Source organism: Hymenobacter sp. R533113 (genome assembly GCF_056835965.1).
Genome location: NZ_JAKWBD010000013.1, coordinates 447,075 through 471,812, shown reverse-complemented (window position 1 = coordinate 471,812; position 24,738 = coordinate 447,075). Strand labels below are relative to the sequence as shown.

General features: G+C 48.9%; 21 protein-coding genes. 17 read left to right on the top strand and 4 right to left on the bottom strand.

Going from position 1 to position 24,738, the window contains the following annotated elements; genetic code table 11:
• Positions 1 to 27: 27 nt before the first annotated feature.
• The 4 genes from MKZ35_RS11070 to rpsF all read right to left on the bottom strand — a co-directional run bounded on the left by MKZ35_RS11070 (position 28) and on the right by rpsF (position 3,242).
• Entirely contained in the window at positions 28 to 1,839 is a 1,812-nt protein-coding gene (locus MKZ35_RS11070) for a GSCFA domain-containing protein (protein ID WP_482513349.1), read from the bottom strand.
• Between the two features lie 220 nt (positions 1,840 to 2,059).
• Positions 2,060 to 2,503, bottom strand: coding sequence for a 50S ribosomal protein L9 (gene rplI / locus MKZ35_RS11065; protein WP_482513348.1), 444 nt, complete (start codon positions 2,501 to 2,503; stop codon positions 2,060 to 2,062).
• Positions 2,504 to 2,605: 102 nt separating this feature from the next.
• Positions 2,606 to 2,857 carry a 30S ribosomal protein S18 gene (gene rpsR / locus MKZ35_RS11060; protein WP_086593116.1) on the bottom strand — a complete coding sequence of 84 codons (252 nt, stop codon included), beginning with the start codon at positions 2,855 to 2,857 and terminating at the stop codon, positions 2,606 to 2,608.
• Positions 2,858 to 2,864: 7 nt separating this feature from the next.
• Positions 2,865 to 3,242, bottom strand: a complete 378-nt coding sequence (gene rpsF / locus MKZ35_RS11055; RefSeq protein WP_133271966.1) for a 30S ribosomal protein S6 — start codon at positions 3,240 to 3,242, stop codon at positions 2,865 to 2,867.
• Between the two features lie 453 nt (positions 3,243 to 3,695).
• Here rpsF and MKZ35_RS11050 point away from each other — a divergent pair, with 453 nt between their 5' ends.
• The 17 genes from MKZ35_RS11050 to MKZ35_RS10970 all read left to right on the top strand — a co-directional run bounded on the left by MKZ35_RS11050 (position 3,696) and on the right by MKZ35_RS10970 (position 24,700).
• Positions 3,696 to 5,039 carry a cytochrome c3 family protein gene (locus MKZ35_RS11050; RefSeq protein WP_482513347.1) on the top strand — a complete coding sequence of 448 codons (1,344 nt, stop codon included), beginning with the start codon at positions 3,696 to 3,698 and terminating at the stop codon, positions 5,037 to 5,039.
• 146 nt (positions 5,040 to 5,185) lie between these two features.
• Positions 5,186 to 8,227, top strand: coding sequence for a TAT-variant-translocated molybdopterin oxidoreductase (locus tag MKZ35_RS11045; RefSeq protein ID WP_482513346.1), 3,042 nt, complete (start codon positions 5,186 to 5,188; stop codon positions 8,225 to 8,227).
• Positions 8,228 to 8,298: 71 nt separating this feature from the next.
• Positions 8,299 to 9,759, top strand: a complete 1,461-nt coding sequence (nrfD, locus tag MKZ35_RS11040; RefSeq protein WP_482513345.1) for an NrfD/PsrC family molybdoenzyme membrane anchor subunit — start codon at positions 8,299 to 8,301, stop codon at positions 9,757 to 9,759.
• Entirely contained in the window at positions 9,752 to 10,279 is a 528-nt protein-coding gene (locus MKZ35_RS11035; RefSeq protein ID WP_482513344.1) for a DUF3341 domain-containing protein, read from the top strand. Before nrfD ends, MKZ35_RS11035 begins: the two co-directional genes overlap by 8 nt.
• Positions 10,279 to 11,004 (top strand): c-type cytochrome, encoded by a 726-nt coding sequence (locus tag MKZ35_RS11030; RefSeq protein ID WP_482513343.1) that lies wholly within the window; start codon positions 10,279 to 10,281, stop codon positions 11,002 to 11,004. Before MKZ35_RS11035 ends, MKZ35_RS11030 begins: the two co-directional genes overlap by 1 nt.
• 5 nt (positions 11,005 to 11,009) lie before the next feature.
• Positions 11,010 to 12,326, top strand: a complete 1,317-nt coding sequence (locus tag MKZ35_RS11025) for a quinol:cytochrome C oxidoreductase (RefSeq protein ID WP_482513342.1) — start codon at positions 11,010 to 11,012, stop codon at positions 12,324 to 12,326.
• Between the two features lie 96 nt (positions 12,327 to 12,422).
• Positions 12,423 to 13,490, top strand: coding sequence for a cytochrome c oxidase subunit II (locus MKZ35_RS11020; RefSeq protein ID WP_482513341.1), 1,068 nt, complete (start codon positions 12,423 to 12,425; stop codon positions 13,488 to 13,490).
• A 27-nt stretch (positions 13,491 to 13,517) separates the two neighbouring features.
• Positions 13,518 to 15,374, top strand: a complete 1,857-nt coding sequence (locus tag MKZ35_RS11015; RefSeq protein ID WP_482513340.1) for a cytochrome c oxidase subunit I — start codon at positions 13,518 to 13,520, stop codon at positions 15,372 to 15,374.
• A gap of 167 nt (positions 15,375 to 15,541) precedes the next feature.
• A complete protein-coding gene (locus MKZ35_RS11010) occupies positions 15,542 to 16,618 on the top strand; it encodes a COX15/CtaA family protein (protein ID WP_482513339.1) in 1,077 nt (358 codons plus the stop codon).
• Between the two features lie 52 nt (positions 16,619 to 16,670).
• The gene (gene cyoE, locus MKZ35_RS11005; RefSeq protein ID WP_482513338.1) at positions 16,671 to 17,522 is read left to right on the top strand and encodes a heme o synthase; all 852 of its coding nucleotides are present in this window, start codon (positions 16,671 to 16,673) and stop codon (positions 17,520 to 17,522) included.
• 12 nt (positions 17,523 to 17,534) lie between these two features.
• A complete protein-coding gene (locus MKZ35_RS11000; RefSeq protein ID WP_482513337.1) occupies positions 17,535 to 18,122 on the top strand; it encodes a cytochrome c oxidase subunit 3 in 588 nt (195 codons plus the stop codon).
• A 21-nt stretch (positions 18,123 to 18,143) separates the two neighbouring features.
• Entirely contained in the window at positions 18,144 to 18,917 is a 774-nt protein-coding gene (locus tag MKZ35_RS10995; RefSeq protein WP_482513336.1) for a cytochrome c oxidase subunit 3, read from the top strand.
• Positions 18,918 to 19,002: 85 nt separating this feature from the next.
• The gene (locus MKZ35_RS10990) at positions 19,003 to 19,344 is read left to right on the top strand and encodes a cytochrome C oxidase subunit IV family protein (RefSeq protein ID WP_482513335.1); all 342 of its coding nucleotides are present in this window, start codon (positions 19,003 to 19,005) and stop codon (positions 19,342 to 19,344) included.
• 3 nt (positions 19,345 to 19,347) lie between these two features.
• Complete coding sequence (locus MKZ35_RS10985; protein WP_482513334.1) at positions 19,348 to 20,025, top strand: SCO family protein; 678 nt, start codon at positions 19,348 to 19,350, stop codon at positions 20,023 to 20,025.
• The gene (locus MKZ35_RS10980) at positions 19,997 to 20,554 is read left to right on the top strand and encodes a DUF420 domain-containing protein (RefSeq protein WP_482513333.1); all 558 of its coding nucleotides are present in this window, start codon (positions 19,997 to 19,999) and stop codon (positions 20,552 to 20,554) included. Before MKZ35_RS10985 ends, MKZ35_RS10980 begins: the two co-directional genes overlap by 29 nt.
• Before the next feature lie 40 nt (positions 20,555 to 20,594).
• Complete coding sequence (locus tag MKZ35_RS10975; protein ID WP_482513332.1) at positions 20,595 to 20,846, top strand: hypothetical protein; 252 nt, start codon at positions 20,595 to 20,597, stop codon at positions 20,844 to 20,846.
• A gap of 128 nt (positions 20,847 to 20,974) precedes the next feature.
• Positions 20,975 to 24,700 carry a sensor histidine kinase gene (locus MKZ35_RS10970; RefSeq protein ID WP_482513331.1) on the top strand — a complete coding sequence of 1,242 codons (3,726 nt, stop codon included), beginning with the start codon at positions 20,975 to 20,977 and terminating at the stop codon, positions 24,698 to 24,700.
• Positions 24,701 to 24,738: the final 38 nt, after the last annotated feature.

Below are 24,738 nucleotides of genomic sequence, written 5' to 3'. Positions count from 1 at the left end.
ACCCAGCTAAAAAGGCCGGGTTTCATTTTACGTTTCGGAAGTGGGTTGGTCGGCCGAGGGAGTTGGCTTTTTGCGCGGAGGCCTCGCCCGGCGCTTTGGCGGCGCCTTGGCGGGCTTTGCGTCCGTCGTGGGGGGCATTTCCTGTGTAGGCGCTGTTGAAGCTTCTGCTTCCGGCAAGCCCGGTGCTGTTACAGATGGAGTTATTTGCTCTGACGCAGGCAGTGGTAGCTTACTAGTTGGCTTGCGTCGTGCCGGACGAGTGGCTCTGGGCTTACTCTCAGGCTCTCCCGCCGTGGTTTTAGTGAGTTTGCGAGACGTTTTGGCGGCTTTCACCTGAGCTGCTGTTCGCCGCTTATGTTGCGCGGGTGCAGCGGCCGGCACCTCAGCAGCTGGCGTTTCCAACGTCGGTACATTACTGGTGGAAGTATCTTCCGCAGCATCTTGACGGGAAGCCTCAGCAGTTGTGTCAGTGTAATCGGTAGCCTCGACGGGTGAGCCGGTGAGTATTTCCGGCGCGGCATCAGCTACATTCAGCTCTTCTGCAGATTCGTCAGAGATTGAAATAGCGTCATCCGATAAGTTGGCAAGGGACGCCGCCAACTGCGCGGCCTTCTTGCGGCCACTGCGCTTAGCGCCGCCCCGCGACCGACGTTTCTTCTTAACTGGTAGCACAACAGCATCTGGCGTCTCTACTGTTAGCTCCTCGCTATCGGCTTCGTCTAGGGTTGGGATTGAAGTAGGAGGGGGAGCCACCGAAACCGGCGCAGTCGACGGTTGGGGGGCATTTTCAGTCTCTCCTATATCAACACGTTCTTCTTCGTCCACTTCGGGGACAGCAGCCGGGCGGGGCTTGATTGGCACTGGAAGCGAGTGGAGCTGTTTCTGCACCTCCCGAATCTCCGATCGCACGTCTACCTGGTTGCCAAGCCGTTGCAGTTGAGTGAGGGTAGCTTCCAGAAACTGACGATGCTCGGGAGCAGCCGGGTACAACGGACGGTGGGCCATCGCCTGACGTACAGCATCCCATTCTTTCTGAAAACGCCTAAAGCTGCTATCGAAATATTCGCGCGAGAAACGCTCCCAAACATACTCTTCCGCCACCGGCGAAGGATGAATCATATCAGCAGCGTAGAACCGATAGTCCCGCAAATCATCCATTAGCAGCTCGTAAGCTGGGAAATACGTCACGTCCGGCAGTAGCTCGCTTAAGTAGTGACAAGCTATCCGCAGTACCGACTTACTGACCGCATTCAGAGGCAGCGTGTCTTTTATATGTCGCACAGGACTCACCGTCAGCACGAAGCGCAGTGTCGGATTGCGTCGTCGTAGTAGAGCGTGAGTCTCAGCTATGGCATTAATAATATCGTCGGGCGTCAGTAGCTCTTTCTCAAATTGGTCAGCAGGTACCTTATGGCAATTGCTCACTATTTCCTGAGTTTCACGCAGCCGATAAGCGTAAGCAGTTCCTAGGGTCAATACGACCACATCGGCCGTTTCGAGAAACTGGCCAGTACGCTGTATCAGGTCCTGAATGTGCTGTAACAGTTCCACGGGTGATTCTGAGCCTATAGCAGCGTGCAAATCATAGCTCTGCCAGCGCCCCCGAGCGGGCACCAAGTGCTGTTGCCAATCTGTTTCCTCCCCAGCCGCGGCCCGCAACAACTTACAAGCTGATAGCGGATTAAAGACGGTGCCAAATGGATTGGTGAGCGACCGCACTTTGTAGTTGCTCAGCCGATTACCCAGTACATCTGAAAAGCAGGAGCCTATCGTCAGCACGCGCGCCGCGAGCGATAAGGGGCTGGAATGAGGCGTTAGCGGTATTTCAGTACGAAACATCAGAATAATAAATGACCAGAAACGGGCCAATGGGTAAGCAACCTACTCAACTCTCTTCTTTTAGCCAAAATAGTGGTCGGCTCCTTATGTCTGCCGAGTCTATAATTGATATGCCCACAATGTAGTCAAAGGTATTGTCCACGAATAAGACATAAGAGCTTGACTAAGAAAAAAGCCCCCAGCGAAGTGCTGGGGGGCTTTTTTCTTTAAGCGAAGCAGCTTACTCAGCTACAACATTGAAGTGAACCTGATGCTTTACTTCCTTGTGCAGGTTAATAGTAGCCGTGTACTCTCCAACCGCAGTTGGCTCCTGATCAAAAGAAATACGCTTACGATCCACGTCTATGCCTTTAGCTTTCAGTGCCTCAGCAAGCTGAAGCGTCGTCACACGGCCGAAGATCTTACCGCTCTCACCTACTTTGGCGCGAATGTCAAAAGCAACGTCACCAATCTGGTTAGCGATGCCTTGAGCTTCGGTTTTGATCTTTTCAGCCTTGTGCGCCGCTTGGCGTACGTTTTCAGCTACAATCTTCTTGTTAGTCTTGTCGGCTAGAATAGCCAAACCCTGCGGGAGCAGGAAGTTGCGACCATATCCAGGCTTTACCGTCACGATGTCGTTCTTGTAGCCCAGGTTCTTTACGTCGTCTTTCAGAATTACTTCCATGTTTTTAGGAGAAGTGAGAGGTGAGAAGTGAGAGATGAGACTACCATTCTATTCAATTGCTTGAAAAACATAGTCTCACTTCTCGCTTCTCCCATCTCAGGTCTATTTCAAAGAGTCAGTTACGTAGGGCATGAGAGCCAGGTGACGGGCCTTAGCCACGGCCTGAGCCACTTTGCGCTGGAATTTCAGGCTAGTGCCCGTGATGCGGCGGGGCAACACGCGGCCCTGCTCGTTTACGAACTTCAAAAGGAAGTTCGGGTCTTTGTAGTCCACGTACTTAATACCGTTCTTCTTGAAGCGGCAGTACTTTTTGCGGGTATCCTGCTTGTGGATCTTTTCGTTGGCGAGGCTCATCTTCTTGTTATTGGGCAACTGCTTCCGATTGTTTCTGGGCTTTCTGCTGATTCATTTCTCCATTGCGGCGGCGCTCGTTATAAGCTACTGCATGCTTATCCAGCACCGTAGTCAAAAAACGAATCACACGCTCATCGCGGCGAAATGCTAGCTCCAGCTGGTCCACTATGTTACCAGAGCCAGAGAATTCTACCAAGTGATAATACCCGGTTGATTTCTTCTGAATTGGGTAAGCAAGCTTTTTGAGGCCCCAGTTTTCAGTGTTGATAATGTCGGCGCCATTTTCCTTAAGCACCTGCGAGAACTTCTCGATCGTCTCTTGCACCTGGCCTTCGTTCAGAACGGGCGTCAGGAGAAAGACCGTCTCGTAATTTCTTACTTCCATTAGACGGGATGAAAAAATTAAGATGAAAAACTAAATTAGGGGGCAAAGGTAGCCAAAACTTATTATATAAGCTCTAAGCCTAACCCCTTATTTTCAAGCGACCCACGAATACCAAATTCCTTCCATACAGCTATATAGAAGTGCTGTTCAAGTATTTTTTCAGAAACTACACTTACTATAAAGTAACCAAAACCTTTCCTTTGGAGTAGGGGTTGGTGAATAGATGTCAGTTACAGTAGTACAAGCTCCTAGTCTCTAAGGTGTCTTTTCTGGCTGGCTGAATACTATCACCTTATTTACATAATGAGGTACTACGAAGTGGGTTTTTGATGGGTTTTGCTGTGTTTTCCTTTCCCAAAAATTAGAAGTGTCGCTTTTGTTTCCTGCGATTCCCGACCTACATTTGTGGCCTTAAAGCACCCCTGTGTTTCTTTTCCCCAGTGAATTTGTGCTATGAATAGCATCCGACTTCGTACCCTTCCCCACTTCTTTCTTGCTCTGTTTCTGACGTTTGCCTCCGTCGGCCGTGCTTCAGCACAGGACGTTGGCGCCGCTCCAGACGTGAGTAAAGAAGGGGTAGTTCCTGGAGCTGCGGCCCAGGCTGCACCCGCCGCCGCCGCCGGCACTACTACCGGCGACCCCGCCGCTATTGCCGCTGGCGACGCGTTATTTAAAGGTAACTGCGCCCAGTGCCACGCCATCAACGATGTGGTGGTAGGACCGGCCCTCAAGGATGTGCATAAGCGCCGCCCCATTTCTTGGCTGATTCCCTGGATTAAGAACTCCAGCAAGATGGTAGCCAGCGGTGATGAGTACTCGGTTAAGATCTACAATCAGTATCAAAAGCAGCAGATGCCCAGCTTCGCGCTGACTGACGCTGAAATTACCTCTATCGTATCGTATATCGCCGCTGAGAGCGATAAGCCCTCTCAAGTTGTCGCTGGTGGTGCTACAGCCGGGAATGCTAGCCAAGTTGACGGCCAGGAGGCTGGTGGTGCTGGTGTCGGCGCAGGCGCCGGTCAATATGTCGACCTACTCCTGATTGTATTGGTAGTAGTGCTGATTGTTCTGGTCGTAACCTTGGTCATCATCGCCAATATCATGGGTGATGTGCTGAAAGGCCGCAAAAACCTCGATGGCCGTGACGTTGAGATGCTGGATCAAAAGTTTGACTTTAGCAAAATCTACAAGTCTAATGTCGTACGAGGCTTGGCTGTGGGGCTTTTTGTACTAGTGGTCCTGTATGAGTCAGTACAAGGCGTGATGGCTATTGGCTTGGATCAAGGCTATCAACCCACGCAGCCCATTGCCTTCTCGCATAAACTGCACGCTGGTGAAAATCAGATCAACTGTGCTTACTGCCATACTAGCGTATATAAGAGCAAGAGCGCCAACATTCCTTCGGCTAACATCTGTATGAACTGCCACTCGCAGATCAAGACAGAATCGCCCGAAATCAAGAAGATTTATCGTGCTATTGAGCGCAAGCAGCCTATTCAGTGGGTACGGGTGCACAATCTGCCAGACTTAGCTTACTTTAATCACTCCCAGCACACGCAGGTAGGTGGCGTTGAGTGCCAGACGTGTCATGGGCCTATTCAGAATATGGAAGTGGTGTACCAGTATTCACCTCTCACCATGGGCTGGTGCATCAACTGCCACCGTGAGCAACCACTCAATACGAAGGGCAACGGTTACTATGACAACCTCGTGAAATTGCACGATGTTGCCAACCAAGGTGCCGCCTTCACCGTGTCGTCGAATGGTGGTACTGAGTGCTCCAAGTGCCACTATTGAGTTATCATATAGCTTAAGTGTCAGCAGATGTTCTGATAACTCATTAAGCTTTTAAACTCAGTACCTTAAAATAATACGTCTTACTTAGAGATTGTAGCTGGGTTCTTCTCAGACCTTTAAATCTCCAAGAATATAAGTCAAATAAAATGCAAGAGTCGCCCAAGTATTGGAAAGGAATCGAAGAGCTAGAAAACTCGCCAGAGTTTGCGAAGAATGCTTTCAGCGAATTCGCCGATTTCCTGCCGGTGAGCGAAAAGAATAGCTCCACTGACGCTACTGTTTCTCCGCGTCGTGATTTTTTGAAGCTGATGGGCTTCAGCTTAGCCGCCGCCACTTTGGCTAGCTGTGAAGCTCCCATTCATAAAGCAATTCCATACCTGAACAAACCCGAAGAAGTCGATCCAGGCATTGCCAACTTCTACGCCTCGACTTATTTCACTGGTTCAGATTACAACAGCGTCTTAGTAAAGACCCGAGAAGGCCGCCCCATTAAGTTGGAGGGCAATCCGGAGTCGCCAATTACGCGAGGTGGTTTATCAGCTCGGGCTCAGGCTTCGGTGCTGAGCTTGTACGACAACGCTCGTCTTCAGCATTTTGCCATTAAAGGGCAGCAAGCTGATAAGGACCGCGTTGACCAGGAGATTCGCAGCAAGCTGGCAGCCGTGGGCGGCAAAATTGCTATCGTATCACCAACTATCATTAGCCCTTCTACTAAGAGAGCTATTGCTGAGTTTGCCTCGCGCTACCCTAACACGGAGCATGTGATGTATGATGCTCAGTCACAGTCCGCGTTGCTACAGGCCAATGGAGGTGTATTACCTTCTTTTGACTTTAGCAAAGCCAATGTGATTGTGAGCTTAGGGGCCGACTTCCTGGGTACTTGGATATCACCAGTGGAGCATGCTCGTCAGTATATCACGAATCGCAAAGTATCGAGCGACAAAAGAACAATGTCGCGTCATTTCCAGTTTGAGTCCAATCTTTCTCTAACCGGGTCCAATGCCGATGTACGGGTGCCGCTTAAGCCATCAGAAATGGGGCAGGCTACGCTGGCACTGTATAATGAGATAGTAGGTGGCGGTGCTACTTCCACCTTTAACAACGCACAGTTGAAGAAAGCTGCTGCCGAACTGAAAGCCAACAGAGGTCGTAGCTTGGTAATTGCTGGCTCCAATGATATAGCTATTCAAACGCTAGTAGCTGCCATCAACCAATCGTTAGGTAATGTTGGTGCTACAATCGATACGGCAAATCCTTCAATGGTGCGCCAGGGAGATGATGCGCGGATGATTCGCCTCGTTAACGAGATGAATGCTGGTAGTGTTGGAGCTGTAATATTCTATCACGCCAACCCTGTTTATGATCACCCGTTAGCTGCTAAAGTAAAATCGGGGATTGCTAAAGTATCGTTGAGCATCTCTTTCAACGACCGATTGGATGAAACAGGCAGCCTTTGCTATTACGCCGCCCCCGATCATCACTACTTAGAATCGTGGAATGACTACGAGCCCCGGCGTGGTTCGTTGAGCTTAGCACAGCCTACAATTTCGCCATTGTTTGCTACTCGCCAGGCACAGGACAGCTTACTTACATGGGCTGGGAATCCGCAGAGCTACTATAACTTCCTGCGCGCCAACTGGCGGAGTGTTTTGGGGGGCAATTTTCAGCAAGGGTGGGATAAGGCAGTTCATGACGGTGTAGCCACGGGTACACTTTCGCCTGCGCCACTCGCTCAAGTTGCTGCGGCAGTTGATGTTAATCAAGCAATCAATTCTATAACCCGCGCACCAAAGGGAACAGGCGTTGAGTTCTCACTTTACGAGAAAGTAAGTATTGGTAACGGCTATGAAGCCAATAATCCTTGGTTGCAGGAGTTGCCTGATCCTATATCAAAAGCTACTTGGGGTAATTATGTAGCTGTGCCCCGCGACATGGCTGTAGCAAATGAGTGGGAGCAGGGCGATGTACTTAAAGTTACCGCTAACGGTACATCAATTGAACTCCCTGTTCTTGTTCAGCCAGGTCAGGCAAAAGGATCAGTTAGTATAGCAGTTGGTTATGGCCGCGAGTTAGCTGGTAAGGTAGGCAGCAAAGTAGGCGCTAATGCTTACCCCTTGGCAGCCGTACGTGGCAATGCGCTACAGTATAGCGGTGCTGTCACGCTGGAGAAGACCGGTGCGAAGTCACCCATCGCTCAGACGCAGACGCACCACACGGTTATGGACCGTAAGCCAGTAGTGCAGGAAGCAACGCTGGCTCAGTACATCAAAAACCCCAAAGAGGTAACTGAGTACGATAAAGTTGCTACCCCTGACGGTCTCGAAAAGCCCAACAAAGTATCTCTGTGGCAGGATTACGAATACAAGAACCACCACTGGGGTATGGTCATTGACCTTAACTCTTGTATTGGTTGTGGTGCTTGCGTAATTGGCTGCCAAGTAGAGAATAACATAGCAGTAGTAGGTAAGCAGGAAGTAATCAATCGTCGTGAGATGCATTGGCTGCGTATCGACCGCTACTATAGCTCAGATACTACTAAAGAGGATTTCGCGGAGAAGGGTAAGCTGGACACTTACGAAGCAATGGAAGAACCATCGGAAAATCCGAGCGTAATCTTCGAGCCAATGTTGTGTCAGCACTGTAATCATGCTCCCTGCGAGACTGTATGTCCAGTACTTGCGACTACGCACAGTAGTGAAGGCTTAAACCAAATGACCTACAACCGTTGCGTAGGTACTCGTTATTGCGCTAATAACTGCCCTTACAAAGTGCGGCGCTTCAATTGGTTCTCTTACTACACGAATGAGAAGTTCGAGGCTGTAAATGGTCACATGTTCACCGACCTTGGCCGTATGGTCTTGAACCCTGACGTAACAGTACGGGCGCGTGGCGTAATGGAAAAGTGCAGCTTCTGCGTACAGCGTATTCAACTTGCTAAGCTGGAAGCCAAAAAAGAGCGTCGCCGTCCGGTGGATGGTGAAGTGGTAACAGCTTGTGCTCAGTCTTGCCCAACTCAAGCCATTATTTTTGGCGACCTGCGTGATCCAAACTCACGGGTTTCGCAGGTTACGCGGCGTGAAGATGGAGAGCGTGGCTTCCATGTACTCGACGCTATCAACGTGCAGCCAAACATCACGTATCTGACTAAGATTCGTAATGTGGAGCCAAGCAAAAAGCTAACAGTTTAGAAACAGCGAAGGGACAAGAAGGTATATCGCTGATAAAATAGCTCGTCTCGCCACTTTTTACATTCAAAATTATGCAGCACGTATCGCCAGTAAGAGAGCCGCTCGTAACGGGGGGCAAAACTTACCACGACATCACACAGGACGTGTGCCGCCAGGTTGAAGCTAAGCCAAATATTCGCTGGATGGCAGCCTTGAGCGTGGCGCTCTTTTTTCTAGGCATTTTCTTCTATTCCGTATACCGCACTTTATGGTATGGTATCGGCGAGTGGGGCCTGAACAAAACGGTTGGCTGGGCTTGGGACATTACCAACTTCGTATGGTGGGTAGGTATTGGTCACGCTGGTACTTTGATTTCAGCAGTACTGTTACTGTTCCGTCAGAAATGGCGTAGCTCTATTAACCGTGCAGCTGAGGCAATGACTATTTTTGCGGTAATCTGCGCGGCTATGTTCCCGGTACTGCATATGGGCCGGCCGTGGTTAGCGTATTGGGTATTTCCGTTCCAAAATACATTTGGTTCGCTGTGGGTGAACTTTAATTCACCCCTTCTGTGGGACGTATTTGCCATCTCAACCTACTTCTCAGTTTCCCTAGTATTCTGGTATATCGGCCTTATTCCCGACTTCGCTACTATTCGCGACCGGGCAAAAGGCCCTATTGCTAAGCGAGCTTATGCCTTGTTGAGCTTTGGTTGGAAAGGTTCGGCCAAAGCTTGGTCACGTTATGAAACGGTGTCGCTGATCTTGGCCGGTGTTGCGACCCCTCTGGTGCTTTCGGTACATACTATTGTGTCGATGGACTTTGCAACCTCCGTTGTGCCTGGTTGGCACACTACTATTTTTCCTCCTTACTTCGTTGCGGGGGCCATTTTCTCCGGTTTTGCGATGGTGCTAACGCTGATGCTTATCACGCGGGTGGTATTCAAGCTCGAAGACTACATTACGTTAGAGCACATTGCTTTGATGAATAAAATCATGATGATCACGGGCTCCATTGTAGGTGTCGCTTACATTACGGAGTTCTTCATTGCTTGGTATTCACAAGTTGAGTTTGAGCAATACGCATTCATCAACCGTGCTACGGGGCCGTATTGGTGGGCTTATGCATCCATGATGACCTGTAACGTGATTACGCCTCAACTGGTATGGTTCCGCCGCATTCGCTACAGCATTCCAGCTACGTTCATTCTGTCCATCATCGTGAATATTGGTATGTGGTTCGAACGCTTCGTAATTATCGTTACGTCTTTGCACCGTGATTACTTGCCTTCAAGCTGGGTAATGTTCTCTCCAACCTGGGTTGATATCGGAATCTATGTAGGTACGCTGGGCTTATTCTTCACTCTCTTCCTGCTATTTGCTAAGTTCTTCCCAGTAGTGAACATGGCTGAAGTTAAGACTATCCTTAAGTATGGAGTAGATAATGGTCCAACATATACCGGTCACCATGTTCATCAAGTTGCGCCAGTCCATCAGCCTATTACTCCTGCCGTGCCAGCTTCAGCTCCCGTAAATTATAACAAGCATGACTAAGCGCTTCGCCCTCGGCATCTTCGACGACGAGGACGTGCTATTGCACGCCATTGAGAACATCCGCGCCGCTGGGGTTAAAATCCACGATGTGTTCTCGCCTTATCCTGTTCACGGTATCGACGACGCTCTTGGCATTGAGCGCTCACGCTTACCTATTGCGGCATTCTTCTTTGGTCTAATAGGCTTGGCCTTTGCTCTATGGATGCAGATCTATATGCTGGGTTTCGATTGGCCAATGATTATTGGTGGTAAGCCTCACATTGCTTTGCCAGCGTTCATTCCCATAAGCTTTGAAATGACGGTTCTCTTCTGTGCTCACGGCATGGTAATTACGTTTTTCACGATCAGCAAACTCTACCCACGCTGGAAGGTGCCAGTGATGGACGTACGGGCCACTGATGACAAGTTTGTAATGGCCATCGAATTAAAAGATGATGCTTCTGAATTGAGCCGCTTAACTCAACTGCTTCGCGAAAACGGTGCATCGGAAGTCAACGAAAAAGAAATGACCCAGAAATAATGATGCACTGGCTGAAATTAAGTCTTCAGGGGTCGACAATGCTCTTTGTCACGGTATTGGCTACTAGCTGTGACCGTGCTGACGTTCCGGCTATCCAATATGCCCCCGAAATGTATGAGTCCATCCCATACGAGCCGCTTAGGCAAACCAACGTTAATTTAATCAACCCAATGGGTATCAACGAACGTGTTCCAGTAGTGGGAACCGTTCCATTGGGTAAACTAAATTATTACACGCACATTCCCAAGGACAGTGTAGGTATTGCGGAGCGTGTATTGCGTAATCCTTACGCTTATTCAAAGGCTAACTTAGAAGAGGGAAAGGCGCTCTACACTAGAGTTTGTTCACATTGCCATGGTGAAGATGGCGGGGGCCAAGGACCTGTAGGTATCAAGTTTAAAGGCGTTCCTAACTACTCTGCGGGTGCCTATAAGACCATGAATGACGGACATATCTATCATGTCATTCAATGGGGCCGTAACCGTATGATGCCACACGGTTCTATTGTAAACCCTGAAGAGCGCTGGAAAATTGCTATGTATGTACGCGTGCTACAGCGTGGTGAAGGTCCTGATGGATTGGCTAAACTAGTAGATGTCAGTCAAGATTCTACCGAAATGACGGATCGTGCCAACCAGAGTCCGATAGGGGAGGCACAAGCTGACAAAGCATCAGCGACCCCAGGACAAGGTGGTACGGAGGCAAGAAACGGAACGGCGAACTAATAATTATGGCAACTCTGACGCACCAGGATAGTGCTACGGCTGAACATTTACAACTTTCGCCTAGCACTCGTAAGAAATTCATTACTATAATCGCGGCGGGTGTTATCCTGTTGATTATCGGAGTAGTATTAGCTGCCCTAGGAATAGGAGAGGAACATAGTGCCACTGCTGGCCATGAAGTAGGAACCGGAGCGGGCGCTTCGGCGGAGCATCATGAGGGCAGTCCGGTTTGGCTGAAGAGAGTGCTGGTAAGCCTCTGGCATAGTAATGTTTACTTCATTGGTATTGCCGTTATCGGTACCTTTTTCGTAGCGCTACAATACGTGGCCTACGCTGGTTGGTCAGTCTTAATTAAGCGTATCTCTGAGGCACTAAGCGCGTGGCTTCTGCCAGGTGCTATTATCATGCTCATCGTGTTTTTTGTTGGTCGCCATGATCTGTTTCATTGGACTCATGATGGCATCATGACGCCTGGTCATGAAAACTATGATGCCATAGTTGCGGGAAAAAGCGGGTTTTTGAATATGCCATTCTATGTTATCCGAATGGTTACTTATTTGGGTATCTGGTGGTTCTTTTCGGAAAGACTCAGAAAGCTTTCACTTGAGGAAGACCTTAATGGAGGAACGGAATACTTCCATAAGAGTATAAATGTAGGTGCTTTATTTCTCGTCCTGTTTGCTGTATCATCCTCAATGGCAGCTTGGGACTGGGTGATGTCAATTGATGTACACTGGTTCAGTACGATGTTTGGCTGGTACGTATTCGCAAGCTGGTGGGTATCAGGCCTCGCTGCGGTGACCCTCACTGCTATCTACCTGAAGCAAGCTGGTTATCTTCGCTTTCTGAATGCTAACCACCTGCATGATCTGGGTAAGTTCATGTTCGGCTTCAGCATTTTCTGGACTTATATCTGGTTTTCCCAGTTTATGTTGATATGGTACGCGAACCTTCCAGAAGAAGCTGTTTACTACAACCAACGCTTGGGGGGCTTTAATGGTCACTATACTTGGATCTTCTTTTTTAATCTGCTTATCAACTTCGCTTTCCCTTTCTTAGTAATGATGACACGGGATGCAAAGCGCCAGATGATCATGCTGAAAATTGTATGTATCGCCATCTTAATAGGTCACTGGTTTGATTTCTATCTAATGATTATGCCTGCAACTATGAAGGCTGAAAGCGGGTTTGTTATTGAGATAGGTATTGCACTGATCTTTTTGGGCTCTTTCCTGTTATTGTTTACGAAGCGTCTGTCTCAGGCGTCATTAGTGCCCGTGCATCATCCGTTTCTGGATGAAAGTGTGCACCACACAACCTAAAATTGATTTGAGTATTGGGTGCTAAATAATCCAAATGGGTAGTACGCTTACTACTTATATGCTCATGATCGTTGTACTCACATCTATCCCTAGATAATGATTGCTCTTGGTATCCTACTGGTATTGGTGCTTCTGCTAGTCGTATTCGGCTTGTTGTTTCGCCTCCAGATTCTTACTTCCATCTTTTCTGGTAGCCTGACCCGCGAAATCGGCATGAGCAATCGAGTCAACGCCATCCTCATGATTATCTTCATGGTGGTTGGCGGAGGTGCCTTCGCTTGGTCATTCATTGATAACTATGACAAGATGAATCCTCCTATCGCATCCGTTCACGGGTATGCGGTAGAGAATATGTTTTGGACTACGATGATCATTTTGGGGGTAGCCTTTGCGCTAACCCACCTTATGCTGTTCATCTTCTCTTACCGGTATCAGCATAAGGAAGGACGCAGGGCATTCTTCTTTTCTCACAATAACAAGATTGAGATTATCTGGACATTGATCCCGGCCATTGTAATGGCTAGCCTCGTGTTTGCAGGTTGGAAGGAATGGACTAAAATTACTGGTCCGGCTCCTAAAGATTCTATTGTTCTGGAAGTAATGGGCAAGCAGTTCAACTGGTTGGTACGTTATCCAGGTCGTGATCAGAAATTGGGGGTAGTTAACTACCGCTTAATTGATGCAACCAATGAGTTTGGCTTTGATTTGAATGACAACAATGCGATGGATGATTTCACTGTGAATGAGATCCATGTGCCAAAGGGTCATCCTGTATTGCTTAGGATTCGGTCACGCGATGTGCTGCATGGTGTGTATATGCCAAACTTTCGGGTGCAGATGTATGCAGTGCCAGGTATGCCAACCAAATTTTGGTTTACTCCCACTAAGACCACGGATGAGATGCGTGCTCAGTTAGGTAACCCTAAATTTAACTATGAACTAGCCTGTTCACAGGTATGTGGTCGTGGGCACTTTGCTATGAAAGCAACCATAGTTGTAGATGAGCCAGATGACTACGTAGCTTGGTTTGCTCAACAAAAATCATTTGCAGAACAGAATCCTGATGTTTTAGCTAGCTTCAAACAGAAGTCAGATAAACTGGTTAAAGATAAAGCGGCTGATGCTGCCGCTGTCTTAACTCAGACTACTAAAGCTTCGCTCTAACTTACTTTATAACGCACGCTTAACTATATGGCTGCTAATATTCCCACCAACGCTCCAATACACGGAACGCCCACAGTGCCTCATGTTGAGCACGATGAGCACCTGCATCATGACGAGCACCATGAGCAAAGTTTCCTGACTAAATACATATTCAGTCAAGACCATAAAGTCATTGCTAAGCAATTCCTGATAACTGGTATTTTTTGGGCCATTCTGGGAGGTGCACTGTCTAGCTTGTTCCGTATTCAGCTAGGATGGCCCGAGTCAACTATGTCTTGGTTGACGCCTGTACTAGGTAAATGGGTTGAAGCTGGTAAGCTTAATCCTGAGTTCTACCTTGCCCTTGTTACAATGCACGGCACTATCATGGTGTTCTTTGTGCTGACAGCTGGCTTGAGCGGTACATTCTCTAACTTCTTGATTCCTTTGCAAGTTGGAGCTCGTGATATGGCATCGGGCTTCATGAACATGCTTTCTTACTGGTTTTTCTTTATATCCAGTATTATAATGTTCAGCTCTATATTCATTGAAACCGGCCCTGCCTCCGCTGGTTGGACAATTTATCCTCCCTTGAGCGCATTGCCGCAGGCGATTCCAGGTTCAGGTGCTGGCATGACGCTGTGGTTGGTGAGCATGGCTCTCTTCATCATATCCCAGTTGTTAGGTGGTGTTAACTACATCACTACGGTTATTAACCTAAGAACTCGTGGAATGTCAATGGGTAAATTGCCACTAACTATCTGGTCATTTTTCTTGACTGCTATATTGGGTTTGTTAGCTTTTCCTGTACTCTTCTCCGCTGCTCTGCTACTGATCTTCGACCGTTCATTTGGTACAAGTTTCTTCTTGTCAGATATATACATTGCTGGCCAAGCATTAAATAACACCGGTGGTAGCCCTATTCTGTTCCAGCACTTATTCTGGTTTTTAGGTCACCCTGAGGTGTACATCGTTATCATGCCTGCGATGGGTATGGTATCCGAAATTCTGGCTACCAATTCTCGTAAGCCCATCTTTGGCTACCGCGCCATGATTGGCTCGTTGATAGGCATTTCTCTGCTTTCCTTCGTCGTGTGGGCCCACCATATGTTCGTGACAGGCATGAATCCTTTCTTGGGATCAGTATTCATGTTCCTGACGCTGATTATTGCTGTGCCATCTGGTGTGAAAGTGTTTAACTGGCTGGCTACTCTGTGGCGGGGCAATATTCGCTTCACTACTGCCATGCTGTTTTCTATTGGTTTTGTGTCGCTGTTTATCTCCGGAGGTTTGACTGGTATTATCCTAGGTAATGCTGCGCTGGATATTCAAATGCACAACACGTACTTCGTGGTAGCTCACTTCCACTTAGTAATGGGTAGTTCCGCTTTCTTTGGCCTGTTTGCTGGTGTTTATCACTGGTTTCCAAAGATGTTCGGTCGTATGCTTGATGAAAAGTTAGGTTATATTCACTTTTGGCTCACATTCATTGGTGTGTACTTGGTGTTCATGCCGATGCACTACGTTGGTATCGCAGGTTTCCCCCGTCGCTACTACGCTTGGACTGGTTTTGACAGCTTCAGCCAGTTCGCTGACCTGAACAAATTTATCTCAGCTGCTGCCATATTCGCCTTCGTAGGTCAGTTCATTTTCATCTTCAACTTCTTCTATAGTATCTGGCGTGGTCGTCGTGCTACAGAAAACCCATGGAACTCGAATACTTTGGAATGGACTACTCCTGTCATCCCTGGACACGGTAACTGGCCTGGTGCTATTCCTGCTGTTCACCGCTGGCCTTATGATTATAGCAAGCCTGGTGCAGAGAAGGACTTTATTCCCCAGAATGTACCGTACTCGCAAACGCAGTCTTCAAACTTGCCTAACGAGCGCGAAACAGCTGAATAATTGCCCCCCAACTTTAGAAAACGAGCCGCTGTATTTACGGCGGCTCGTTTTTTTATTACAAGGGAAGTTCAATGTCGGCTGGCCGACCTGAATTTCCCTTATTTTTTTGGGCAAAAAGCGAGTTCCGATTGTTGTATAACCGAACCTAGTCGAAAATCTTAAGCACAATGATTCCTGCCTTCGTGCGCCGCTTTCGCTTTATTGGTATTCTAACAATTGCTGCTGTTTATTTACTCATTCTAGTAGGTGGGGTAGTGAGAAGCACCGGTTCTGGTATGGGTTGCCCTGACTGGCCCAAATGTTTTGGTACCTGGATACCACCAACCCACATTAGTCAACTCCCTTCTGACTACAAAGAAATTTATACTGCTCAACGAGTAGCCAAAAACAAGCGACTGGCCGCCACACTGGAGCGATTTGGATTTAAGCAAGTGGCAGGCGATATTTTTGCGCATCCTACGCAATACATTGAGACGGATTTTAATGTCACTAAAACCTGGATTGAGTACCTAAACCGATTGTTGGGTGCCTTAATTGGAGTATTTGTTTTCCTGACTGTTGTTTTCGCTTTGCCCTATTGGCGGAGAGATAAACCAGTATTCTGGCTTGCTTTCGGTAGCTTTATTCTAGTAGGAGTTCAGGGGTGGTTAGGTTCGTTAGTTGTCTCAACGAACTTATTGCCAGTAATGGTGACTATCCATATGGGGCTAGCACTTGTAATTGTGGCTATGCTCCTGTACGCTGTAGATCGTTCACAGCAATCCACTGAACAAGCAGAAGCAATACCGTTCTCTCCTGCCTTAACAGCCGGGCTCTGGATAATGGTCTTGCTCACTTTTGGTCAAATAGTACTAGGTACACAAGTAAGGGAAGAAGTAGACTTGGTCGCCTCAACCATGAATTACGGCAACCGTGCTGGCTGGATTGAGCAACTGGGGGGCATTTTTAAGGTCCACCGGACGTTCTCATTGTTACTTCTGCTCTTAAACGTCTACCTCGCTTATCAGCTATACCGGCTGCCATCCAAACGGCTCCACAAGTTGACTACTGCGGTGCTTGGGTGCTTGGGTTTAGAAATTCTGGCAGGTATCGTCTTGGCTTACTTTGCATTGCCCGCAGCTATGCAGCCAGTGCACCTCACAGTGGCTACTTTATTGTTTGGGGGGCAATTCTTGGTATTAGTAGCTTACCATAGAATGGCGAAATCAGTAGTGAAGCCCACTTATCCGCGTGTTGTTGCGTAACTTTGCGGCCCCGTTTGACAAAGCTCACGCGGGTGTTTTGTACCCATCCTTGATGACGAAGCTCAAAGCTTATTTTCAGCTGCTCAAATTCCGGCTTTCAATCACCGTCGCCTTTTCAAGCGCTATTGGTTACCTGCTCGGTGTGCATGAGTTAGACTGGAGTCGGGCCTTGCTAGTAATGCTGGGCGGGTTAGCCGTAACAGGTTCGGCCAATACAATTAACCAGATTCATGAGCGCGATTTAGACAAGCTCATGAAGCGTACTGCTAGGCGTCCGTTGCCAATGGGAGTACTTAGCATCCCAGAAGCTTGGGTATTTGCAATAGTCTTAGGGTTAGCAGGTTTAGGCTTATTGGCATATTATTTCAACCTGCTAACTGCTGCTCTTTCCCTACTCTCCCTGATCCTGTACGGCTTCATTTATACACCTCTCAAAACCATTTCCCCAATTTGCGTTTTTGTAGGGGCCATTCCCGGTGGCATGCCGCCACTTATTGGTTGGGTGGCCGCCACGGGGGTATTAGGAGTAGAGGCTTGGGTGCTATTTGGCATTCAATTTATGTGGCAGTTTCCGCACTTTTGGGCCATTGCGTGGGTTTTAGATGAGGACTATAAGCGTGCGGGATTTAAGATGTTACCTACTCCGGGGGGCAAAGACTTGCGCACCGCTTTCCAGATAATGACCTACACGCTTCTGCTAATTCCACTAAGCTTGTTGCCTCTTCAGTTTGGGATGGCCGGCAAAGTATCAGCGATGATTGCGGTGGTGTGTGGAGTATTATTTCTCATGCAGACTTTTTACCTGATGCGCACCTGCTCCAAGAAGGCGGCTATGAACATCATGTTTGGGTCTTTTCTGTACCTGCCGATTGTTCAGATTGCGCTGGTGTTTGACAAATTATAACGCTTTTGCTGTATGCATCCTTCTGAAACGCTTACCGATAAGGAGACCGGAACCGGTCTTCACCCGTTGCGATTACTCCTTGTTCTGCTCATCATCAGTATTCTGATGATGTTCGCGGGCTTAACGAGTGGCTACATCGTCCGCCGGGACGAGGGCAACTGGCTGGAATTTGATCTGCCTACTGGATTGCTGATTAATACGATTATTATCGCCATTAGCTCGGCGACCATGCAGTGGGCTTGGTTTTCCGCTCGTAAGGACAATTTACGCCAAGTCAAAGTTGGAATGCTGGTAACACTGGCTTTGGGTGTACTTTTCCTGATTGGGCAGTGGCAGGTATGGAGTGAGCTGGTGAACAACAGAGTATACTTTGGCGGGGCCGATTCCAATCCATCAGGCTCCTTTATGTATGTACTCACGGGACTCCACGGATTTCACTTAATCACTGGACTTATTTTTCTCGTACTGGTAGTAGTTAAGAGTCTACGCTATCAGGTGCATTCCCGTCAGATGCTAGCTATTACGAATGGAACTATCTACTGGCACTTCTTAGGAGCGCTTTGGTTGTACTTGTATTTGTTCCTACTTTTGAACCACTGATTTCGTCCTTACCCGCTTTATATGGCCACTACCTCCACGACACAGACTCTATCTTCGCCATCCACCCAGGAGCAGCCACGCACTGGCACTTGGGATGGGGGCAATGAGCCTTTCAAGGCTAGCTATGGCAAGCTGATGATGTGGTTCTTCCTGTTGTCGGATGCCTTTACGTTTGCTGCCTTTCTGACTACTTATGGGTTGATGCGTCACCGCCATTTGGCTTACACTGGCACCAACGAGGCCTTTGAGTTCTCGACAGCTTATTGGCCTATTCCTGATAAAGTATTTAATTCTTTCCCAGGCCTACATGATGTCAATTTGCCGCTGGCATTCGTGGCCTTAATGACCATGATCCTCATTTTCAGCTCCGTGACAATGGTACTTGCTGTAGAAGCTGGCCATCGGATGGATAAGAAAGATGTACAGAAGTGGCTGCTGTGGACCATTTTATTTGGTATCACCTTCGTAAGCTGCCAGGCTTGGGAATGGTCGCACTTTATTGGGGGTACTGATACAGGAACCCTAATGGAGGACGGCACACGTTTCTTTGGCGCTAACCTGCAAAGAAATCAATACGGCCCGGTACTTTTTGCTGATCTGTTCTTCTTCATTACCGGTTTCCATGGCACTCACGTATTCAGCGGAATTTGCTTACTGATCTGGTCGTTCATTGCAACCACCAATGGTACTTTCGAAAAGAGAGGCCATTATGAGATGGTCGAGAAAATTGGCTTGTACTGGCACTTTGTAGATTTGGTGTGGGTATTCGTGTTTACCTTCTTCTACCTCGTGTAGCATCTCTCACAAACGAAAACTCCCATTCATAACGATCGGAATATCCTCATTTGATCGTTTGAGTTAAGATCTAAATTCAAAAGTTATGGCTCAGCATAGCACCAACCAACCGCCACAGCTTGGCGAGATTCCGAAGCCCAACACGGGTTGGATCTGGAAGACATTCTTCGTGCTTGTAGGTATTACGGCACTTGAGTTCGTGTTCGTATTCCTGATGGACGCGGGTACCTTACGCAACACCATCTTCATCGTCCTCACAATTTTCAAGGCATTCTTCATTGTTGCTGAGTTCATGCACTTGAAGCATGAGACCAAAGGACTGATCTGGACCATCCTGATTCCTATGGGGCTGCTAATTTGGCTATTGGTAGCTTTGGTTAGTGAGGGCTCTTATGTCGGTGAGTCCATTCAAAACGCTCTTAATTAAGTAATGAGGCCCAAGCAAACGCTGTTTCTGGGCCTCATTCTTTTGGTGCCGGTACTGGCTTTTCTGTTTCTTAAGTCATTCGGTACAAACCGTTACGCGCTGCCAACCTATCTGCCCGACCGTGTTGATTCAACACTAGTAGGCGATAAGTGGCAGCGCGATACTGTTTTTCATCAACTGAAGAATTATAGCTTCCCTTCTCAAACGGGGCGTGTTGTAGGCCAGAAAGACCTGGAAAATGGGCTTTATGTAACAAGCTTCTTTTACACGGCTTGCCCTCAGGACTGTGCCCAGCGAAATAGCCAGCTCACGCGTGTACAGGAGAAGTTTCGCCTTGAGCCACGAGTCCGGCTGGTTTCCTATACTGTCAATCCAACGCAGGATTCGGTATCTGTGCTGGAGCGATACGCTGAACAGTACGGTGCTATAGCCGGTAAATGGTTTTTTCTGACTGGTGACAAAATCCAGCTGAACCGGTTACTAACGGAAGAGTACCGACTGCCGGCGTCCGTGGGTGAGGCTCCAGCCATACAGCATAGTCAACAGCTGTTTTTGGTAGATCGCAACCACCGGGTACGAGGCATTTATGATGGTACGAAGGCGAGAGAAATAGACCGTCTCATCACCGAGATTACCGTGTTGCTTTACACTTATGACCACAACAACAAACCCCGCGCTTGAGCCGGGCGATTTTACCAAGTACAAAATCATCTTGGGTATTCTGGCAGCCGTTGTCCCTCTGCTGGTAGCTATCCTGCATTATTTCCCCAATGCTTTCCGAATTCCGGGCGCGGAAGTGAAATTTTTACCCGCCCTGAATGCCGTACTCAATTCACTTACGGCTATTTGTCTGTTGCTTGGTTACTACTTCATCCGAAACAAACAGGTAGCTCGCCACCGTGCCATGATGGCCATTGCTTTCGCGCTGGGGGGCATTTTTCTGCTTTCCTATGTGGTGTATCACTCCCAGGTTGATTCCACGCGTTTTGGCGGTGAGGGGGTCATTCGGTACATATACTTCTTTTTGTTGCTTACGCACATTGCTTTGGCCGTCGTGACGGTAGGGTTAGTGCTGTTTACCTTGTACTTTGCTTTAACTGAGCAGTTTACTAAGCACCGTAAGATAGCTCGATGGGCTTTCCCCGTATGGCTGTATGTATCTGTAACGGGCGTCATCGTATACTTTATGATCTCGCCTTATTACACGTAGAAATAAGGAAACTTTGTCTTCTTAAAAATGTTGGAATAGTATGAAAAAGGCAGCTGTTACCGGTTTATTCACCTTCATTTTAGGCTTGTTACTTTGTATCGCTCCTATCTCGGCGCAGGCGCAGTGCTCGATGTGCAAAACGCAGGTTGAGTCGGCGCGGGGCGGTAAAGATGAGTACGATGCTTCCGGCCTGAATAAGGGGATATTGATGCTTATGACCGTGCCGTATGTGTTGATGGGTGTTGTTGGGTTTATTTGGTATCGGCATAGCCATGCTAAAAAACAAGGCTAGGAACACCTGATAGGCGAGTGCTGATAACAAGTAGCGCTCTTAACAGAATAGGAAATGCCGCCAAATGGCGGCATTTTTGTTGAAACCCTATTCTCATCTGTGGGGGTGCATCAGCATCCTGATTGCCTTTGAAGCTAGTCCGTTCCTCTCCACTGGTTTTGCTGTTGGCCGCCACGCTCTGTTTCGTGGCAGCTTACCTGAGCAATCGATATGGCCAGGTGCCGGAGGTATTATTGCGTGCCGAAACGGCCCGTCTGCAAAACCTTGTTATTGAAGCGCAACGCACAGCCGAGCGGGAAGCCGACGAAGTTGCTGAGCGCTTGCAGGAGCAGACGCTTAATTTTAACTCCCTTGTTGGTTCAACCACTTACCCTTGCTTCGTATTTGAAGGTGAGAAGCTATTGTATTGGTCAGATCATACGATTCGGCCGGAGGTAGCAGACGTAGGGCAAAACTTCCGCGAGAAGTTAAAGGATATGCGGTTTGGGCAGTATCTGGTGTTGCGGCGCCCCGTGGGGACGCACACCATCCTGACGTACATCCCCTTAGAAAAGCGGTATGGCATTAGTAACCGCTACCTGCGTGAGGGCGCTGAGCAAGCCCTGTTCCGGGGGGCAAATGTGCGGTTGGTGGTGAACGATAACCCCCGATTACCACGCCTGTTCTCGGAGGAGGGAAATTACCTTTTCTCGATTGAAAGCTCTGCCCCTGACCCTGTTACGGGCAAATACCTGCCTGTGGCGTTTTTGCTATTGGGTTTTGGATTGTACTTGGCGGGCTGGCTCCGCTTGGCCCTTAGCTTTTTCTCCAAAGGGCGGATACTGGCTGGAACTAGTTCCGTCGTATTGTCGCTCATGGCACTGCGAGCTGCTCTACTGTTTCTAGGCCTGCCATTTTCGCTGGTTGAGGTGCCCTTGTTCGATCCGCGCCTGTATGCGGCTTCATGGCTTTCACCCTCACTGGGCGACCTGCTGATCAACGCCTGTTTGTTTGTGGCCTTGTCGTATTATGCTTTGCTATTATTCCGCCGCTTCGGAATAGTGCGTCGGGTGCGGCAAATTCGGCGTTTTTACTTGTTGTTCCTCATTGGAACTGCAACGGTGCTAAGCTTTTATGGCTTATTGCAGCTGCTGTTCAGCTTCTATTCCAACAGCTTCAATAACTCCCAGCTAGTACTCGACGTGACCCAGAGCATTGATGTGTCGGTGTTTAAAGGGCTGCTGTGTTTAGCTATCATTCTGCATACTGGCAGCTATCTGGTGGGCTTTTACATGCTGTCGCAGCTATTCATAGCGGCCGTGCGGCCCGCTACGCGCAGCGTGGGTATACTATTATTGGGGCTGACTGCGCTTACAGTCCTGCCTCTGGGGCTGGCATTTAGCCTGACCAGCGGAATATTGCTGGGTCTTACTCTGCTTTTCTTCTTCATCGTGCGGCTGACGGGCCTGCGGCAAGTGGCTTCGGTAGTGCCTTACCAAGTGTACTTATTTATCTTCCTGATGCTGGGAGTGAGCTCAGTGGTAGGGGCATTGGCTTTATATGAGCACTTCGATCGTCAGCTAGTCATAAACAAACAGCGTATTGCCAGCAACCTGCTGGTTGATAATGATTTGCAGGGCGAATACCTGTTAGCGGAGCGCTCCCGCCAGATGGCCGCCGATCCGTTGATTCAAACGATGCTAGCGCGACCTTTTGCTAATCAGGATATGGTACGGCAGAAGATTGTGAAGTATTATCTGCGCGACTACTTTGATAAATATGAGATTGTAGTCACGCTCTTCGACCCAGCAGGAAGGTCGCTGGATGGCAATGAGGAGACGCTGAATCTGGCTCAGCTGCGACGGCGCTTGTTGCGCACAGCCTTGTCCACGGATCACCCCGACCTGTATTTGATTCACAACAGCAACTCTTTTAGCTCCCGGCGCTATGTGGCTTTTGTGCCGGTAGTTACTTCCGCGGGAGGCACGAGTACTGTTTTGTTGGAGCTTTCGCTCAAAAAGCTGACTGCCTACAGTGTCGTTCCTGAGTTGCTGGTTGATCAGAAGTTCTTCCAACCTGGTTTAGGTTCTGAGTTAAGCTACGCGGGCTACGAAAATGGGCGGCTGGTGTATAAGGAGGGCGATTTTGATTACGTAAATCAGCTTACCCCGGCACAGCGCCAAGATCCACGCTTGTATAGTGTAGGCTTGGCTGTTGATGGTTTCCACCATCTGGCCGTGCGCGGCGCCCAGCGCCGCACCGTGGTCGTGACGACGGCCACGTATGCCTTCGACGACTGGCTGGCTAATTTTTCCTTCCTCTTTCTGCTGCACACTTTCTTTAGCTTGCTGGTACTGGGGGGCTATATGTTGGCCAGGGGACAGTATTTTCAGGTTTTCCGCACCACATTCAGCACCAAGATTCAGCTGTTTCTCAACTTCGGCATTCTCGTGCCACTGCTTATCGTTAGCGTTGCTACGGCTAGTCAGGTTACATCGTCGTACCAACGTGACTTGCGGCGCACGTACGAGCGCCGGGGCAAAACGGTGCAGGAAAATCTGCTAAAGAATCGGGCGTTGCTGGCCGATTCATCCGGCCGCGCAGCTCTTGTTGACCTAGCGGAAAACGTTTCTGATCTAACCGAGACGGATCTTAACCTGTACGGCGCCGATGGTAGCCTGCAAGTGAGCAGTCAGCCCTTGATTTTTGAGTCGGGTCTGCTGAGCACCTTAATGCATCCGCGGGCGGTAGCCGAATTGGCAGAAAAAGGGCAGCCACAGGTGCTGCTCACAGAAACGGCTGGCTCCCTGTCTTTCAATACGCTGTATCTGCCTTTGCGTGCGGTGGTGCGCCCCGGCCGCCCCGATGTGGTGGTGGGCTACGTTGGCATTCCGTTTTTTGACTCCGAGAAAGAGCTTGATAACAAGCTTATTGAGCTGATTTGCACCATCTTGAACATCTTCACGGTGATGTTCATTATCTTTTTGGTGCTTACGTTTGTCGCCTCCCGTATCCTGACAGCTCCGCTCAAGATCATCACTGAGAAGCTTAAACAAACGACGCTTACGGGGCAAAATGAGATGCTGGCCTACGAGTCGTCGGATGAAATTGGGTTGTTGGTGCGGGAGTATAATGCCATGCTACTGAAGCTGGAAGAAAGTAAGCAGGAGCTGGCAACCCAGGAAAAGGAAGCCGCGTGGCGCGAAATGGCCCGCCAGGTAGCCCACGAAATCAAGAATCCGCTGACGCCTATGAAGCTTTCCTTGCAGTATTTGCAGAAAGCAATTGCCGAGCGCCGCCCGAATACGGAGGAGCTGATTGGCAAAATATCCCAAACCCTCATCACGCAAATCGACGTGCTCAGCGACATCGCTACGTCGTTTTCTACCTTTACCAACCTGCCGGCCATGCGGCCTGAGCGGCTGGATGTGGTGCCTATTCTAAGACGTTGCGTGAGCTTGCACAAAGGCGGAGTAGGCGAGGGGAGTATTCGGCTGAAGGTGCCGGCTGACGCGAAGACTGGTCGATATATGGTTTTCACCGACGAAAACCTGCTGGTACGTACCTTTAACAACTTGCTTATCAATGCGCTGCAATCGGTGCCGGAGGAACGTAAGCCGCAGATAAATGCCAGCCTAGAGCTCCACGGCACCGACCGCATCGTGATTTGCATAGCCGATAATGGCGCTGGTATTCCTGATGATGTGCAGGCGAAGGTGTTCGTACCCAACTTCACCACCAAAACGTCTGGGTCAGGAATTGGCCTGGCTGTTGCGCGGCGAGGGATTGAAAGCGCTGGGGGGCAAATTTGGTTTGAGACGGAGGAGAACGTGGGTACGCGGTTTTGTATTGATCTGCCGTTGGCACCAGAATAAAAGCTGGTTGTTGCCGCCCGCTTCTTTTATCCGCTCGC

What these genes read in the sequence shown, in the direction of transcription:
- MKZ35_RS10985 (WP_482513334.1), top strand. Translation starts at nt 19,348, where the DNA reads ATGAGGCCCAAGCAAACGCTGTTTCTGGGCCTCATTCTTTTGGTGCCG.
- MKZ35_RS11010 (WP_482513339.1), top strand. Translation starts at nt 15,542, where the DNA reads ATGATTCCTGCCTTCGTGCGCCGCTTTCGCTTTATTGGTATTCTAACA.
- MKZ35_RS11035 (WP_482513344.1), top strand. Translation starts at nt 9,752, where the DNA reads ATGACTAAGCGCTTCGCCCTCGGCATCTTCGACGACGAGGACGTGCTA.
- rpsF (WP_133271966.1), bottom strand. Translation starts at nt 3,242, where the DNA reads ATGGAAGTAAGAAATTACGAGACGGTCTTTCTCCTGACGCCCGTTCTG.
- MKZ35_RS11050 (WP_482513347.1), top strand. Translation starts at nt 3,696, where the DNA reads ATGAATAGCATCCGACTTCGTACCCTTCCCCACTTCTTTCTTGCTCTG.
- MKZ35_RS11015 (WP_482513340.1), top strand. Translation starts at nt 13,518, where the DNA reads ATGGCTGCTAATATTCCCACCAACGCTCCAATACACGGAACGCCCACA.
- MKZ35_RS10990 (WP_482513335.1), top strand. Translation starts at nt 19,003, where the DNA reads ATGGCTCAGCATAGCACCAACCAACCGCCACAGCTTGGCGAGATTCCG.
- nrfD (WP_482513345.1), top strand. Translation starts at nt 8,299, where the DNA reads ATGCAGCACGTATCGCCAGTAAGAGAGCCGCTCGTAACGGGGGGCAAA.
- cyoE (WP_482513338.1), top strand. Translation starts at nt 16,671, where the DNA reads ATGACGAAGCTCAAAGCTTATTTTCAGCTGCTCAAATTCCGGCTTTCA.
- MKZ35_RS11070 (WP_482513349.1), bottom strand. Translation starts at nt 1,839, where the DNA reads ATGTTTCGTACTGAAATACCGCTAACGCCTCATTCCAGCCCCTTATCG.
- MKZ35_RS10975 (WP_482513332.1), top strand. Translation starts at nt 20,595, where the DNA reads ATGAAAAAGGCAGCTGTTACCGGTTTATTCACCTTCATTTTAGGCTTG.
- MKZ35_RS11030 (WP_482513343.1), top strand. Translation starts at nt 10,279, where the DNA reads ATGATGCACTGGCTGAAATTAAGTCTTCAGGGGTCGACAATGCTCTTT.
- rpsR (WP_086593116.1), bottom strand. Translation starts at nt 2,857, where the DNA reads ATGAGCCTCGCCAACGAAAAGATCCACAAGCAGGATACCCGCAAAAAG.
- MKZ35_RS11045 (WP_482513346.1), top strand. Translation starts at nt 5,186, where the DNA reads ATGCAAGAGTCGCCCAAGTATTGGAAAGGAATCGAAGAGCTAGAAAAC.
- MKZ35_RS11000 (WP_482513337.1), top strand. Translation starts at nt 17,535, where the DNA reads ATGCATCCTTCTGAAACGCTTACCGATAAGGAGACCGGAACCGGTCTT.
- rplI (WP_482513348.1), bottom strand. Translation starts at nt 2,503, where the DNA reads ATGGAAGTAATTCTGAAAGACGACGTAAAGAACCTGGGCTACAAGAAC.
- MKZ35_RS10995 (WP_482513336.1), top strand. Translation starts at nt 18,144, where the DNA reads ATGGCCACTACCTCCACGACACAGACTCTATCTTCGCCATCCACCCAG.
- MKZ35_RS11020 (WP_482513341.1), top strand. Translation starts at nt 12,423, where the DNA reads ATGATTGCTCTTGGTATCCTACTGGTATTGGTGCTTCTGCTAGTCGTA.
- MKZ35_RS11025 (WP_482513342.1), top strand. Translation starts at nt 11,010, where the DNA reads ATGGCAACTCTGACGCACCAGGATAGTGCTACGGCTGAACATTTACAA.
- MKZ35_RS10980 (WP_482513333.1), top strand. Translation starts at nt 19,997, where the DNA reads ATGACCACAACAACAAACCCCGCGCTTGAGCCGGGCGATTTTACCAAG.